The sequence below is a fragment of the Neobacillus niacini genome (assembly GCF_036961885.1).
GTDB lineage: Bacteria > Bacillota > Bacilli > Bacillales > Cytobacillaceae > Neobacillus > Neobacillus niacini_H.
The window spans coordinates 17,769-31,799 of sequence record NZ_JBALNQ010000058.1 but is presented as its reverse complement, the minus strand read 5'-3'; the positions used below and the strand labels follow the sequence as shown (position 1 = coordinate 31,799).

The 14,031-nt window shown below is 36.4% G+C and carries 12 protein-coding genes and 1 riboswitch; of the genes, 9 read left to right on the top strand and 3 right to left on the bottom strand.

Annotation, left to right across the window (positions count from 1 at the left end; translation table 11 throughout):
* Positions 1-961 (top strand): acyltransferase family protein (locus tag V7124_RS21475; protein ID WP_335493256.1); only part of this gene is annotated, 961 nt, incomplete at its 5' end.
* A 48-nt stretch (positions 962-1,009) separates the two neighbouring features.
* On the opposite strand, the gene V7124_RS21470 is transcribed toward V7124_RS21475, so the two are convergent.
* The gene (locus V7124_RS21470) at positions 1,010-1,534 is read right to left on the bottom strand and encodes a MerR family transcriptional regulator (protein WP_335493254.1); all 525 of its coding nucleotides are present in this window, start codon (positions 1,532-1,534) and stop codon (positions 1,010-1,012) included.
* A gap of 40 nt (positions 1,535-1,574) precedes the next feature.
* Positions 1,575-2,417 (bottom strand): MerR family transcriptional regulator, encoded by an 843-nt coding sequence (locus V7124_RS21465; RefSeq protein WP_335493252.1) that lies wholly within the window; start codon positions 2,415-2,417, stop codon positions 1,575-1,577.
* A 236-nt stretch (positions 2,418-2,653) separates the two neighbouring features.
* Between V7124_RS21465 and V7124_RS21460 the strand changes: the two genes are divergently transcribed.
* From V7124_RS21460 to V7124_RS21435, 6 genes are all read left to right on the top strand, one after another.
* Positions 2,654-3,379 carry a polysaccharide deacetylase family protein gene (locus V7124_RS21460; protein WP_335417581.1) on the top strand — a complete coding sequence of 242 codons (726 nt, stop codon included), beginning with the start codon at positions 2,654-2,656 and terminating at the stop codon, positions 3,377-3,379.
* Between the two features lie 167 nt (positions 3,380-3,546).
* A riboswitch (cyclic di-AMP (ydaO/yuaA leader) is annotated at positions 3,547-3,688 on the top strand.
* A 105-nt stretch (positions 3,689-3,793) separates the two neighbouring features.
* A complete protein-coding gene (locus V7124_RS21455) occupies positions 3,794-4,189 on the top strand; it encodes a sporulation protein (protein WP_335413015.1) in 396 nt (131 codons plus the stop codon).
* Between the two features lie 144 nt (positions 4,190-4,333).
* The gene (locus V7124_RS21450) at positions 4,334-4,681 is read left to right on the top strand and encodes a hypothetical protein (RefSeq protein ID WP_335413014.1); all 348 of its coding nucleotides are present in this window, start codon (positions 4,334-4,336) and stop codon (positions 4,679-4,681) included.
* Between the two features lie 106 nt (positions 4,682-4,787).
* Positions 4,788-6,296 carry an aminotransferase class V-fold PLP-dependent enzyme gene (locus V7124_RS21445; RefSeq protein ID WP_335493248.1) on the top strand — a complete coding sequence of 503 codons (1,509 nt, stop codon included), beginning with the start codon at positions 4,788-4,790 and terminating at the stop codon, positions 6,294-6,296.
* Positions 6,297-6,353: 57 nt separating this feature from the next.
* Positions 6,354-6,851, top strand: coding sequence for a L,D-transpeptidase family protein (locus tag V7124_RS21440; protein ID WP_335413012.1), 498 nt, complete (start codon positions 6,354-6,356; stop codon positions 6,849-6,851).
* Between the two features lie 130 nt (positions 6,852-6,981).
* Positions 6,982-7,704, top strand: coding sequence for a DUF3784 domain-containing protein (locus V7124_RS21435; protein WP_335493246.1), 723 nt, complete (start codon positions 6,982-6,984; stop codon positions 7,702-7,704).
* A gap of 60 nt (positions 7,705-7,764) precedes the next feature.
* Here V7124_RS21435 and V7124_RS21430 read toward each other — a convergent pair whose 3' ends face one another.
* Positions 7,765-10,230 (bottom strand): S8 family serine peptidase, encoded by a 2,466-nt coding sequence (locus tag V7124_RS21430; protein WP_335493258.1) that lies wholly within the window; start codon positions 10,228-10,230, stop codon positions 7,765-7,767.
* 367 nt (positions 10,231-10,597) lie between these two features.
* Between V7124_RS21430 and V7124_RS21425 the strand changes: the two genes are divergently transcribed.
* Both V7124_RS21425 and helD read left to right on the top strand, forming a co-directional pair.
* Positions 10,598-11,470 (top strand): hypothetical protein, encoded by an 873-nt coding sequence (locus tag V7124_RS21425; protein WP_335493244.1) that lies wholly within the window; start codon positions 10,598-10,600, stop codon positions 11,468-11,470.
* Positions 11,471-11,662: 192 nt separating this feature from the next.
* Positions 11,663-13,990 (top strand): RNA polymerase recycling motor HelD, encoded by a 2,328-nt coding sequence (gene helD, locus V7124_RS21420; protein WP_335493242.1) that lies wholly within the window; start codon positions 11,663-11,665, stop codon positions 13,988-13,990.
* Positions 13,991-14,031 lie beyond the last annotated feature (41 nt).

Below are 14,031 nucleotides of genomic sequence, written 5' to 3'. Positions count from 1 at the left end.
AAGTAGAAGCAAGTATTTTGATAATGCAAAATTCATCTTAATTTTTCTTGTTGTTTTTGGGCATATGATAAGCCCGTATAAGGATCAGGATAAAATTCTATTTACTTTATATAGCGTAATATTTCTGTTTCATATGCCAGCATTTATTTTAATATCTGGGTACTTTGCGAAGGGGTTTAGAAAGAAAGGATATCTACTGAAAACAGTGCAAAAAATACTGATTCCCTATTTTATTTTTCAAATTATCTATTCTGTTGTTTATTTTTTAGTAGGTAAGGAAAAAACACTTGAATTTGACCTATTCCAGCCACACTGGTCATTATGGTTCCTTTTAAGTTTATTTTTTTGGAATTTACTGCTATATGTATTTGCGAAGGTAAAGTGGGTTGGTTTATTCATCGCTGTTTTACTTGGCATTGCGATCGGCTATATAGATCAGGCAGGAAGTTTCTTGAGTTTATCTCGGACATTTGTTTTCTTTCCTTATTTCCTATTAGGATACTTATTTAATGGAGAGTATTTAAAAAAGATTCTTGGGGCAAAGTTTGCTGTTCCAGTAGGAGTGGTCATTATTGCAATGACATTTTTATTTTTTGGGTTAGGATTTCCTCAAGACGCTGTTCCATGGCTGTTAGGAGATACCTCTTATGAAAATATGGGAGGAATGCAGCCTAGTGATGGACTGCTACGGGCATTGCAATATGGATTAACGATAATAGTTATATTTGGATTCTTACCATTAATACCCTCTAATCAGTATCGAATCACGAAAATTGGTGAAAGAACACTTTATGTCTATTTATTTCATGGATTCATCATTAAATCCATTCATGCTGTCTTACCTAATGCTATCTCAGATAATTATTTATTCTTAGTTACATTTTCTTTACTAGTATGTTTGATTCTTGGCAGTTATATGATGAAAAAATATACGCGGCCACTCGTTGAATTAAGGATATAGAATGGCAAAAGTGCCGAATGTTTTAAACACATTCGGCACTTTTGGTTTTTAGCCTAAAAATCCAAACAAGGAACTAACTATATTTTTCTTTTTCCTAAATACCTTTCCTTCGTCTAAGACTTGCGGTTTATCAGGAAGGAAGTTTTTCTTAACCTCAAATAACTTAGACTGGAGGGAGTCAACGTGGTTTGTTAATTCCTTTATTTGTCCATGTAAATCTTCAATTTCGCGGCGATGCTGTAACAGCTGATAGGATGCAACAGAGTCTGCTTTTGAATTCACCTTTGCTTCCAGTTCAGAAACAATCGTATACAATCTTTCAAGTTCCGCATTGTTTTCAGGTGCTTTTACAATCCCTTTACGAGGCTTCTTCTCATGGACAGGAGTAATCTCTTGGAGTAAGGTTCCAGTTTGTATTTGCAGTTGAATATTTTTTAGAAGATCTATATCCTCATTATTAAAATGATAATGTCCACGTTCATTTCGCTCCATTGGCAGTTCCAACTGTTTTACCCAACGCTGTATCGTACTTGCCGACACCCCTAATAATTTTGCTACTTCGCTTGTGTTCATAAAGATTCCCCCCGCTTGAATTATTTAACCAAAGCAAGTGTTATTCCCAGAATTTCCACCATTTCTTTTCTTTTGCAACTGCAACATCTCGAAAGCTTGTTAACAAATTTTGAAAAGCAGCTTCTCTTTGTGTGATTTCATGTCTGAATAAATCCCGTTCTTTTCCACGGTCTTCACGATCCTTTTCAATTGCTTCTGATAGACTAATAATTTCAGTATTTGTAATATCTACATAATGAGCGAGTTCCTCTGTAGATTCCGATAATTGCTTAGATAGCGTATAAATCTCTTCAGAGGTTTCTTGAGAGGCATTGACAATACTTTTTGATAAATATAGCAGTCTTTCAGTTGTCTGCTCTATATTTTTGTCTAAATGAATAGATAGTTCTCCTAGCTCAGCTTTTGTAGTCGCGGTAGCTTGACTAATTGTTTCAGAAATAGAATTTACCGTGTAGGCAGCTCCATTAATAATCTCCTTTTTGACCTCATCAACTACCTCTTTTCGAAGGACATTTCTAATTTCTTCTTTTACTTCATTTAAAAATGTTTGCTTATAGGTATCCATTGCAACGAAGAACTCATCAGCATTTTTAATTGCAATCTCCTTTTCCGCTACCTTGGATACATTTTGTGAAACAAGGGCCAATTCCTGCGGTTCAGGTCCACCACGCAATATTTGTAAAATCGTCGCCGTACTATGCTTGTTTTCGTACAGTTGCTTGATTTCTAAAAGTAATTCTATTTCTACTTGTGAATAAATTCTTGCCCCTTGTTTTGTCCGAGGAATTTCTAGATATTCATCAAGTTCCTTTTCCCACTTTCTTAATGTAGCCGATGTAACATTTATTTTTTTAGAAACTTCCTTTAATGTGTAAGTTTTCATCGTAGTCCAATCCCTTCTATCTAAATTGCAGTAAAACATCTTTAGATAGTACATTCTCTACTGTGCACCCCATTTTCCTGCAGGTTGACAAAAGCTATCAAAACAAGACGGATATCACGAAATAACAACAAATTCATGCAAAAAAACTGTCCGTTATGGGCAGCATGAATTAAGAAATAATCTCTAAGGAATAATATTCACAGAAGGATATAGATAAAGAAAGGTAAGGTGTGTGAATGATTAGGATAATGGTTGTCATTCTACTGATAATATTCCTTCCAGGACATGTTCAGGCGCAGCAGAAAATTCCGATTTTGATTTACCACTCAATCGATCAATATAACGGACATGGCTCAAAAGAATTATATGTAACACCTGAGAATTTCGAAAAGCAAATGACCTATTTGAAACAACATGGATATACCTTATTAACTTTTGAAAGATGGCAGGAAATCAGCAAATTTAAAAGACCAATTTTTATAACGCTTGATGATGGTTATAAAAATAATCGAAACGCATTTCAAATTCTTCAAAGACTAACAGATGATCACTTTAAACCTACCGCAACCTTTTTTGTTATTTCAGATTTTGTCGGTCAAAGGAATCGGTTGTCCCAATCTGAATTAAAAGAGATGGCTGCCACTGGTGTGATTTCTGTTCAGTCTCACACAGCAACACATCCAGATTTGACAAAATTAAATGATCTTCAATATGAATTAAAGAGCTCGAAAGAAAAAATTGAAAAAATGACAGGAAAACCAGTGATAGCAATTGCTTATCCATATGGATACTTTAATGAGCGTGTTGGATCAGAGGCAAAAAAGTATTATTCATTTGGCTTGACTACAACACCAGAAATATTTACAAATAAAGGGCTAAATAACGAACTTTTATTTTTACCAAGAATTTATATAAAGTATTCCACAAGCATTGATGAATTTGCTGAATTGATTAACAAATAGTAGTAATTATAGTAATCGTTGCGATAAGATTTCGATGATTCATGAGCAATCAATAGAAAAGACTCTATTTTTAGATGAAATTGGGGTTTAAACGGGTAATTTAAGTGAATATTCCTCTTTACAATGAATCAAGTTGAGGCTAAAATTAGCCACATAATCATCAAGAATTTAATATTCGGCCTAAACCCAGCACAGTGGGTACGGAGGAACCAATTAATTGGGGTTAATTCTACAGTGTAGAAAGGATGAGAACTTTTCTTTCGCCATCCTACCCGTCAGCTAACTTCGTCGGCTAAAGCGAAGGAGGTCATAGACCACCTAGAACAGTGGCTTTTTTGTTTTTTAACATATTAAGCTGCTTGATTACTATTGCTGGTCTTTTATTATGCCTATTTTAGGGAACAGGTGGAGAAAATGACATTAAAAGATTATTTGACGAAATTAAAAATTGGTTTGCCTAAAACGAATGTCCATTTGGATAAGCAAGTTTATGAAGCTGGAAGTGTCATTAACGGTACGATTGAAATAACAGGCGGCCTATTAAAAAATAAAATTAAGAGATATGATATCGATCTAGTCGGGATTGATTCACTAGCATTTGTAGAAGAAACTTTAAATAGTCATTCCGTTTTCTGTTCTCTTGAGTGTAGTCCAAACCAAACTGGAAAAATTACCTTCTTACTCGATGTTCCAGATGAAATTCAACATCATCAAAATACCTTTCAGTATTCCTTAACGGTTAATATTGATTTTGGGAATGCAAATAATATTACACAAAGTGTCCCAATTAGGATTAGTGCTGTCTCATAATATGTGTCTATTAACCTAGTTATTTATGTAAATCGGAACATATTCCTATTAATTGATATAGCTTTGTAAACTACTAGAAATTAATATGAAACCATTCACCGTTATAATAAAGGTACATAAGACTTTATTAGGGCGGGTGCAACAATGGAAGAAACGATGGTAAAATCCTATCTACAAAAATCACTAGAAGAATGGAAGGATGATATTTCAGTTGTCCTTACAGAAATAGATAAAGAATATGAAGAGGTCGCACAAGAATTAAAGGTCTTTTCGTATAAATACGGGATTACCAAACAAGTAATACAGTCGACAGTGAATGAGGATATTATAGAAAACATACGCCAAAGGTATCATAAACCTTTTGAAGAAAGTTATAATCAATTAAAAGAATATATAAAGGAATTGGAAGAAAAGCAACGAGTTTTCCAAATGTTCGTTCAAAAAATTGATGAAGTGAATCGTAAGGAATCAGCCAAAAATTCAAGTTTATAATTGATGTTGACAGTCTGGTCTATATAGATCAGGCTGTTTTTTATTATCGGTAAAAGAAGGCTTTGCATATAGTAATTAGCAGGATTCGATGGAGAGGTGTTGAAGTATGATTAGCGCAAGGATCGGAAGTAAATGGTATCGACTGCCGGAAAATCATGAGGAATATTTTCAGAAGTTTCGGTCTCAAATCATCGGCTTCAATCAAGAATTTGATACACCATATGGGAAAAAATCAATCATTTATGCAGATTGGACTGCAAGTGGAAGACTATATCGCCCAATCGAGCAAAAAATTTCCGAAGTATTTGGCCCATTTATGGCAAATACCCACACAGAATCTAATATCACCAGTCTAATGATGACTGGCATCTATAATCAAGCAAGAAAAATCATCAAAGAACATGTAAATGCTAATGATAACGACGCTCTTATTCTTGATGGCTTTGGAATGACGTCTGTCATGAATAAATTACAGAGATTACTGGGGCTTCGAGTCCCAGAGCAATGGAAGGGCAACATTAGGATTGCGGAAAGGGAAAGACCAATTGTGTTTCTTACCCATATGGAGCACCATTCTAATCAGACCTCATGGCTTGAAACATTGGCGGAGGTCGAAATTATCAGACCTAACTCCAAGGGTGAGGTAGATGTGAAACATCTTGAGCACCTTCTTTACCAGTACCGTGACAGGACGGTTAAGATTGGCTCATTTACGGCATGCTCGAACGTGACAGGAATACAAACCCCTTATCATCAACTAGCAAAGATCATGCATCAGCATGGCGGATTATGCTTTGTAGATTTTGCTGCCTCCGCACCCTATATAAAAATTGATATGCACCCTGATGACCCTTTGGAAAAACTAGATGCTATTACTTTTTCTCCACATAAGTTTTTAGGCGGACCTGGAACGAGTGGTGTCTTAATTTTTGATAAGAGAATTTATGCAAACAAAGTGCCGGATCATCCTGGTGGGGGCACGGTTACATGGACAAATCCCTGGGGCGGGCACAAATACATTGACAATATTGAGCATCGGGAGGATGGGGGAACACCAGGGATCCTTCAAGCCATTCGAACAGCACTATGTATCAAGTTAAAGGAACAAATGGGAGAAGAACAGATTTTAACTAGAGAAAAAGAGCAGTTAGACCTACTTTTTCGCGGATTAGAGACGATTCCAACATTGCATGTGTTAGAGAGTCATCATAGAAATCGGATGGGGATTGTTTCGTTTTATCTGGAAGATATTCACTACAATTTAGTTGTACGTTTGTTAAATGACCGGTTTGGATTTCAAGTGCGTGGAGGCTGTTCCTGTGCAGGTACCTATGGGCATTATTTATTGCAAATTGACCAGAACAAATCGAAGGAAATTGCGAACAAAATTGACGTAGATGATTTATCGACAAAACCAGGGTGGGTCAGGTTTTCCTTGCATCCTATCATGACCAATGAGGAGATTTTGTTATTTATAAAGGCAATTAAGGAAATAGCCAGAAATATTGAGGAATGGAAAAAGGATTATATGTATGATCCTGTTAGTAATGATTATTTCTATAATCAACACGTTCGTAAAGACATGGCTCATTTCTTTAGTCTCGATGAAGCTTAGTTTTTAGGAAACGGTTCATCTATCCCAACATAAGATATTTAAAAAAGGTGGGATAGTATGATTCATATTGTGAAGCAGGGTGATACTCTTCATCAACTTTCGTTAGATTATCGGGTAAGCCTGGCAAGGATCTATGCCGCAAATCCCGGTGTAAATCACCAGCAGCTGTACGTAGGGCAACAAATTCAAATCCCTGGGCTGCCTGATCCAAATACCATTCCTTACTCGATCCAAATTTCTGTAGGTAAGCGGAGACTTGCTTTATACAAGAATGGAAAACTGGAAAAAATCTATCCGATTGCAGTAGGGAAGATGCTCACAAATACTCCAATTGGAGATTTCGTGATTGTTAACCGCCAAATGAATCCTGGTGGACCGTTTGGTGTGCTGTGGCTTTCATTATCAAAACAAGGTTATGGTATACATGGTACAAATGATCCGAGTTCGATTGGAAAGGCTGTATCACATGGCTGCGTTAGGATGCATAATAGGGATGTTCTCCAACTGGCAGAAAAGGTTCCAAATGGAACTAGGGTAAGTATCCGTCCATCTTAGAAGAACAATATTGGCCGATTTATAGCATTATCGGCCACTTACATATCAGCTAAAAATGAATCCAATATATATCGAAAAACGTATATAAAGTATATTGATAATAGAAGGCTTAAAAGGTGGGGGTTTTGAGATGTGGGGACTTTTAATAGTGCAATTAATTGTTATTTTTATTTTCCTAATTCTTGGCTGGGCAGTAAGGAGAAAGGGAGGGTATTTTCTAATTTCAGGTTTCGCCTCTCGACCGAAGGAGGAACAAGAGACTTTAATTAAAAATGGGTATCCACAAAAGATAGGTGGTTTACTGATAATAACAGCAATTGGAATGTTAATTTTGCTGCCACTTTTATTTACTACATTTAAATATGCAATCGAAATTCAATATGGCTTTATGATAGTAGTTTTAATGGGTGGACTTATTTATTTATCAAAATATGAAATTCCCAAAAAGCGCAAGCGCAGTTATATTATCAGTATTTCCATATTTATTGTCGTGATCGGTGGCGTACTTGGTCTTTCTTATTTTAGCTACCAAGGGTACGAGCTAGTAACAAAAGAGGAAACCTTCGAGATTACCGGTATGTATGGCGATGAATGGGGTTATAAGGAGATTTCCTCGATAGAATTAATGGATAATTTACCAGAGGTTACGGTAAGAACAAATGGAGTGGGTCTTCCTACACTCTCAAAAGGGCATTTTAAGGTGACTGGATATGGAAGCAGCCTGCTCTTTATCCAGAAAGATTCTTCACCCTATATTTATATTGAAATGAAGGATAAGAAGATATTTATTAATGATAAAGACCCTGATCAAACAAGACTTTGGTATCATCAACTAAAAGAGAAAAAGGAATAATATTGGTTTTAACAACAACAAAGGTCATCGTCACATTGAACGATGACCTTTTCTTATTAATTATTTGAGTAGAAAGTTTGTACCAGCTGAATTTGATTGACCTTTGTAGGTTGCATAAGCATAAACGTTGTAATATTCACCTGCAGGTAGTTTAAAGCCATCAGGAATACCGTTTACTCCGGCAGTGATTTTTCCATCCCAAGCAAATGTAGTGTAACCTGGTGCAACATTCTCGTAAATGCCGATGTCACCTAAATATAAACGCGGCGTTCCATTTGCATCTGAAAGGTAGACGAAGAGTTCCACTGTTTCTGCCCCACCAGGGAACAAACCTTCAATCTCAAATTGACCATCACCAAGTTGATTTACGCCAATATATTCAGCACGTGGATAATCAGGCTCTTGGATGAACAAAATAGTTGGTACTTCAAATGTTGAGTTTCCATCAATGATTGTAATAGAGCCTTCGTAATAGCCTTGCTCAAGCTTTCCAGCATCAACTTGAACATTCAAATTGACTTGTTGTGACCTACCAGCATTCACTTTTAAGTTATTGCTAGTTGATACTTTGATTGCATTTGAGTTTTCACCCATGTTCACTTTAAAACTATAAGTCTTGTTTTTAGAAGATAGATTTTTGATCGTGAACTGCTGCTTTTCCACCTGTTTACCTTTGTCTTTATAGAAGGTTCCAAAAGAATGGCTTCCAGGTGCAGCTAAAGTATTTGTTTCAAGTGCCTCCATAACTCGAATGCTTCCAGCACCTTGTGTATTGTGAGGATAAGGTTTACCAGAAGCTGGATTAATGAGTTTATCTGCGGTATTCATTAGTGCAGCCTTTACTTCCTGAACACTCCACTTAGGGTTCTTTTGTAAGAGTAGAGCTGCTGTACCGGCAACGTGTGGTGAAGCCATACTTGTTCCTTGGTAAGAAGCATAACCATGTGGGTTAGTAGGGTCATGCGTTGGTACAGTACTTGTGATGTTAACACCAGGAGCAGAAACATCTGGCTTAATCATCCATGTTGAGTTTACTGGACCACGGGAAGAGAAATCAGCCATCGTTTCCCCAACTTCACCAGCCTTACTTATGTTGAAAGTTACTTTGTTGTTGCCATTACCTAGTTCACTTAGCAATGCTGCTCCGTCTGCAGCAGTCGTTCTTATAGTAGGGATGACTGTACCTGGAACCATTACGATTTCACCAGGAACGTTATTATAGATGATTGCTGCAACTGCACCGGCAGCTTTGGCTGCAATGGCTTTGTCGACGAAGGCAATTCCAGCACCACGGCTAATTAAGGCTACTTTTCCATTTACATCTTTACCTACAAAATCAGCAGGGGAGCCGAAACCAACATGTACAAATTCATATTCCTTCCCACTAAGCGCTAAAATATCTGCGTCACTTGGAAAGCCCATTACTTTAGCAGAAGGATAGGTAACTCCGCCTGTAGTAGTAATTATTGAGTCATAAACATTGTAAGGAAGTTGTGTCGCACCAACAGAGATTGCATCACGTGAAGTTCCAGGTGATCCTACAGTCCAGTTTGCAGGGCCGCTGTTACCGTTTGAAGTTACTGCAACTACACCTTCAGCCATTGCCCAGTCTAACGCAATGCTTGTAGCATAATCTGGATCATTTAACGAGTTACCTAATGAAAGGTTCATAACATTAGCGCCATCTTGAACTGCTCTTTCAATCCCAGCGATAACGTTTTCAGTTGTTCCGCTGCCTCCAGGACCTAATACGCGGTAGGCAAGTAGCTTCGCATCAGGAGCTACACCCTTAATTTGTCCATTAGCTGCAACTGTACCAGATACGTGTGTACCATGTGCTGTTTCATCATCAGGGTTACTTGTTCGAGGTGTTTCTTGTGGATCATTATCGTTATCAACAAAATCGTATCCTTTATACTCACCAAATGCATGAGCTAAATCAGGGTGAGTGTAATCCGCACCGGTATCAATAACCGCTACCGTTACTCCTTCTCCCGTGAAGCCAGCATCCCAAGCTTCATTAGCACCTATAAATGGAGCACTTGCAGCCATATTGGGGCTAAACCCGTCTTCAGAAAGTAATTCACCTTTACCAACGCTGGTTACTTTGTATGTAACATCTGGATAGACCGCTTTTACTCCTGGCACAGCCAATAGAGCAGGGACTTCATTTGCAGGCAATTCTACTGAAAAACCAGAAAAAACATAGTCATATTCACGGTTTACTTTTGCACTTTTAACTACTGCACTAACATCTGCTTTAACTTGATTACGTTTTTTAGATAAGCTTGCTTTTGTTTGATTTTTTCCTTTATGCTTCGCTTCTACAATCGATGGTTCATTAAGCTCAACAATGACACTAGTAGTTTTGGTTGACGAAAAATTAAAATTTCCAACTAAGTTAGCAAGATCCGGAGCAGATTTACTTTCAGTTATATTAGCAGCACTAGCACCTGCCCCCATTGACGATAAAATTAATAATAAAACAAGTGTTACAAGAAAAGGTCTAAAATACTTTTTTGCCATGTACAGATCAAGCCCCTTTACATCATATTTAAGTGCGTTTGTAAAAGATACCCCTCCTTGTAGTCGCACAAGACTAAAAAATATTGAATATTATAAAAATTCTATTACTATAGGGATTTCTCCTTGAGACTTTATCACTATTAAATAGGGGGATATCGTCGCGATATGACAAAAAGTACTGGGGACTTTAGTACTGATTTTAATTAAGAATTTGTTTGAATTTAGGAAGATGTTAATGAAAAGCTCTCCTTAGAAAAGGAGAGCAATTTTTAATATCTTTTTTTGAGGCAAAAGAGGTAATAGTGGAATGAAATGGATGGATATTCAAATACTACTTTTAAAACCAATCTTGAAATGGGATCTGTGTATGAAGAATCCAAAACAAAATAAAATACCTTTTATCATATTATTGGTGTTCCACACTGGCTTACTTTGCTACTCGTTTTATAAAACAAAAAATAATAAACGAGTGTTTACCCTTTTAATGTCAAATATTGGTTTTGCATACTTGCTGGAGTTTTTTGTTTTAAACATATTCAATGCATATAAATATAAGCCAAGAATGATGAAGAAGAAATATTTCGACAACATTTTAGGTGCCATTTTATCCCAAGCGATTTTTGTTCCTTTTACAGCCGTTTTCTTAACTACACTTAAAATTGGATGGGTCGGAAAAGTAATGGGAGGAGTATATTTTTCATTGGTAGAATTCGTATTTTTACGGATAAACGTATATCAACATAATTGGTGGAAAACAGTTTATACTTTGATTCTGATTCCTCTCTATTTAAAAGTAAGTGATATTTGGAATATGTTCTTAGCTAAAAAATATTCGCTTATTCATTTTATGTCACTTTTCTTAACAAGTATGGTGACTGAAGCTAATATATTATTTATTTTTGCTTCACTTAGAAAGATTCGGTTCGGGTTTGGAAGATTTCATACATTGAATGAACATTTTATCATCGTTCCTTTGTATGCAATTTTCTACTCACTAATTTCAACCTTGTCTTTTTTGAAGCAGAATAATTGGATTTCAAAACTAAGAGTACTTGTACTAACGGTAAGTCTAGACCTGTTATTTAAAAGAGTAAAACTGGTAAAGGAAAAATTTCATGTTTTAGATTATCTAACAATACGGGTTTTAGCAATTCTTCTACATGGCAAGTATCGAGATTGGGTTTATGGAGGAAATAATGAGGTTGAATTAAAGGAGATTGAGGATGAATACAGTAAATAATTTTTAGACACAAAAAAACGCCATTATGGCGATAGGTTATCTATTGTAATCAAAAATAAATCATGATAAAATGAAATTTGGTCTCGTTACATATTTAAATTCTAATATGTACAATATTCCTATTATAACAATAGCACAAATAGAGAGTGGTTGTCAAATTATAAGGACCAAATTTTTTCTGGGAGTGGTTATATGAGTGATATGGAGAATAAGGATTTGAAATTCGAGCAGGAACGAGTGAATTTCGTTATAAAGGAAATTGAAAAGAAAAAGCAAAAACTCCAGAAAAATACTGGTGGTGTCAGTTCAGACGTAATCGAGCTTCGTAAAACCTTCTGGGAAGATGTCACTGTTAATACGGATGAGCCGGATGACATCATTGAAACAGCTGCTAGTATTAAACAACAAGCGGAGTTGTTATCAGAGCGAGAACGAACCTTTAATCAAATGGATAAACAAATTAGAATCCTCGAGCGATTAAAATATTCACCTTATTTTGGACGGATTGATTTTTTAGAAAAAGGAGAAGCGAATGTAGATCATGTTTATCTAGGGATCGCTTCCTTTATGGATGAGCATGATGAGAATTTTTTAATCTATGATTGGCGGGCTCCTATTTCCAGCCTTTATTATGACTTTGCTCCAGGCCAAGCGGAGTATAACACGCTCGATGGAAAAATTGATGGCGAGATGGAATTAAAACGCCAGTTCATCATTCGAGCTTCTGAAATTAAAGCAATGTTTGATACCGGTGTTACCATTGGTGATGAAATGCTCCAGGAGGTCCTTGGAAATAACGCTAATGCTCAAATGAAAAGCATTGTTGCTACGATTCAGCGAGAACAAAACCGAATTATTCGAAACGAACGAAGCAAATTACTTATTGTTCAAGGTGTTGCAGGGAGTGGTAAGACATCTGCTGCTCTTCAGCGAGTGGCGTATTTGTTATATCGCCATCGTGATACCTTAAAGTCGGAAAATATTATGCTGTTTTCACCAAATCCTCTATTTAACTCGTATGTTTCGACTGTACTTCCGGAGTTAGGGGAAGAAAACATGGAGCAGGCGACCTTTATGGAATACCTAAATAACCGCATTGGAAAGGAATTTCAAGTTGAGGATCCTTTCGACCAAATGGAATTTTTACTAAGCAAAGAGGAGACTCAGGACTATCATACCCGAGTTAAGGGTATTCGGTATAAGGCAAGTCTAGCATTTAAAGATATCATTGATCAGTATGCGAGGGATTTATCAAACAAAGGGCTGTTGTTTAAAGATTTAATGTTTCGAGGAGAAATGATCCTATCAAATGAAGCAATCGCTGCTTACTTTTATTCGCTGGATTCGAGTTATACCATCCCCAATCGAATGGAAATGGTCAGGGATTGGCTATTAAGAGAGTTAAAAAGAAGAGTCAAGCAGGAACGTTCTAAAAACTGGGTAGAGGAAGAGGTACAGTATCTGGGAAAAGAGGACTACCAAGAAGTGTACCAGGAATTGCAGGATAAAAACCAATTTAGCGGTAATAGCTTTGATGATTTCGAACAGGAACAAAAATTCCTAGCTGAACGGGTAGTAAAAGTAAAATTTAAACCGTTATTTTCTAGAGTAAAAAAGTTGAATTTTATAGATATGCAAGCACTATATAGCCAGCTTTTTAAAAAAGGTACCAATTACACCGAAATTCTTGGTGATGAATGGACACAAATTTGTTTGCAAACAGTAGACAACTTAGCAAACTATAAAATTGCCTACGAAGACGCAACCGCTTTTGTTTACTTACAGGATCTAATTAAAGGGAGAAAGTCTTCAACAGGTATTCGTCATATATTTATTGACGAAGCACAGGATTATACACCATTTCAATTTTCGTTCATACAAAGGATCTTCCCTTATAGCAAAATGACTCTTCTAGGTGACTTTAATCAAGCTATCTTCGCTGGTGCAACAGGGTCTGCAACCGTTATATCGGAGTATGTAGAAAAGGATAAAGAGGTAGAAAAAATCATTTTGACAAAAACCTATCGTTCTACCAAGGAAATAGTTGATTTTACCAGAAGTTTGGTTGAAAATGGTGAAATAATCGAACCATTTAATCGTCATGGAAGTAAACCGACCATTAAACTTACCGAGCCAAACTTACTAACTGGTTTGATTCAGGAAAAAATAAATGAGTTTTTACTTGAAGGGCATCGAACAATTGCAGTAATTTGTAGAACTTCTGCCGAGAGTAAAAAGGTTTTTGCAGAACTTAAAGCTAAGGTTCCAGTACATTTAATTGAGAAGTCGACAATTGCCTATGAAAAAGGGATTTTGGTGATTCCGTCTTATTTGTCAAAAGGAATTGAGTTTGATGCGGTTATTCTATATGATAGTTCTCAATATAAAAAGGAGAGCGAGCGGAAATTGTTTTACACCGTCTGTACTCGTGCGATGCATAGACTCCACTTATTAGCAACAAAGGATATCTGTCCGTTGATGAAGAATGTTTCTAGAGCATTATATGAAGTCGAAAGCTAATAACATGGAAACAGCGCCCAAATTATGGTCGCTGTTTTTAT

Bases quoted from the DNA above. Each gene is read 5' to 3' on its own strand.
- V7124_RS21440 (WP_335413012.1), top strand. From the start codon at position 6,354: ATGATTCATATTGTGAAGCAGGGTGATACTCTTCATCAACTTTCGTTA.
- V7124_RS21465 (WP_335493252.1), bottom strand. From the start codon at position 2,417: ATGAAAACTTACACATTAAAGGAAGTTTCTAAAAAAATAAATGTTACA.
- V7124_RS21425 (WP_335493244.1), top strand. From the start codon at position 10,598: ATGAAGAATCCAAAACAAAATAAAATACCTTTTATCATATTATTGGTG.
- V7124_RS21445 (WP_335493248.1), top strand. From the start codon at position 4,788: ATGATTAGCGCAAGGATCGGAAGTAAATGGTATCGACTGCCGGAAAAT.
- V7124_RS21470 (WP_335493254.1), bottom strand. From the start codon at position 1,534: ATGAACACAAGCGAAGTAGCAAAATTATTAGGGGTGTCGGCAAGTACG.
- V7124_RS21460 (WP_335417581.1), top strand. From the start codon at position 2,654: ATGATTAGGATAATGGTTGTCATTCTACTGATAATATTCCTTCCAGGA.
- V7124_RS21455 (WP_335413015.1), top strand. From the start codon at position 3,794: ATGACATTAAAAGATTATTTGACGAAATTAAAAATTGGTTTGCCTAAA.
- V7124_RS21435 (WP_335493246.1), top strand. From the start codon at position 6,982: ATGTGGGGACTTTTAATAGTGCAATTAATTGTTATTTTTATTTTCCTA.
- V7124_RS21430 (WP_335493258.1), bottom strand. From the start codon at position 10,230: ATGGCAAAAAAGTATTTTAGACCTTTTCTTGTAACACTTGTTTTATTA.
- V7124_RS21450 (WP_335413014.1), top strand. From the start codon at position 4,334: ATGGAAGAAACGATGGTAAAATCCTATCTACAAAAATCACTAGAAGAA.
- helD (WP_335493242.1), top strand. From the start codon at position 11,663: ATGAGTGATATGGAGAATAAGGATTTGAAATTCGAGCAGGAACGAGTG.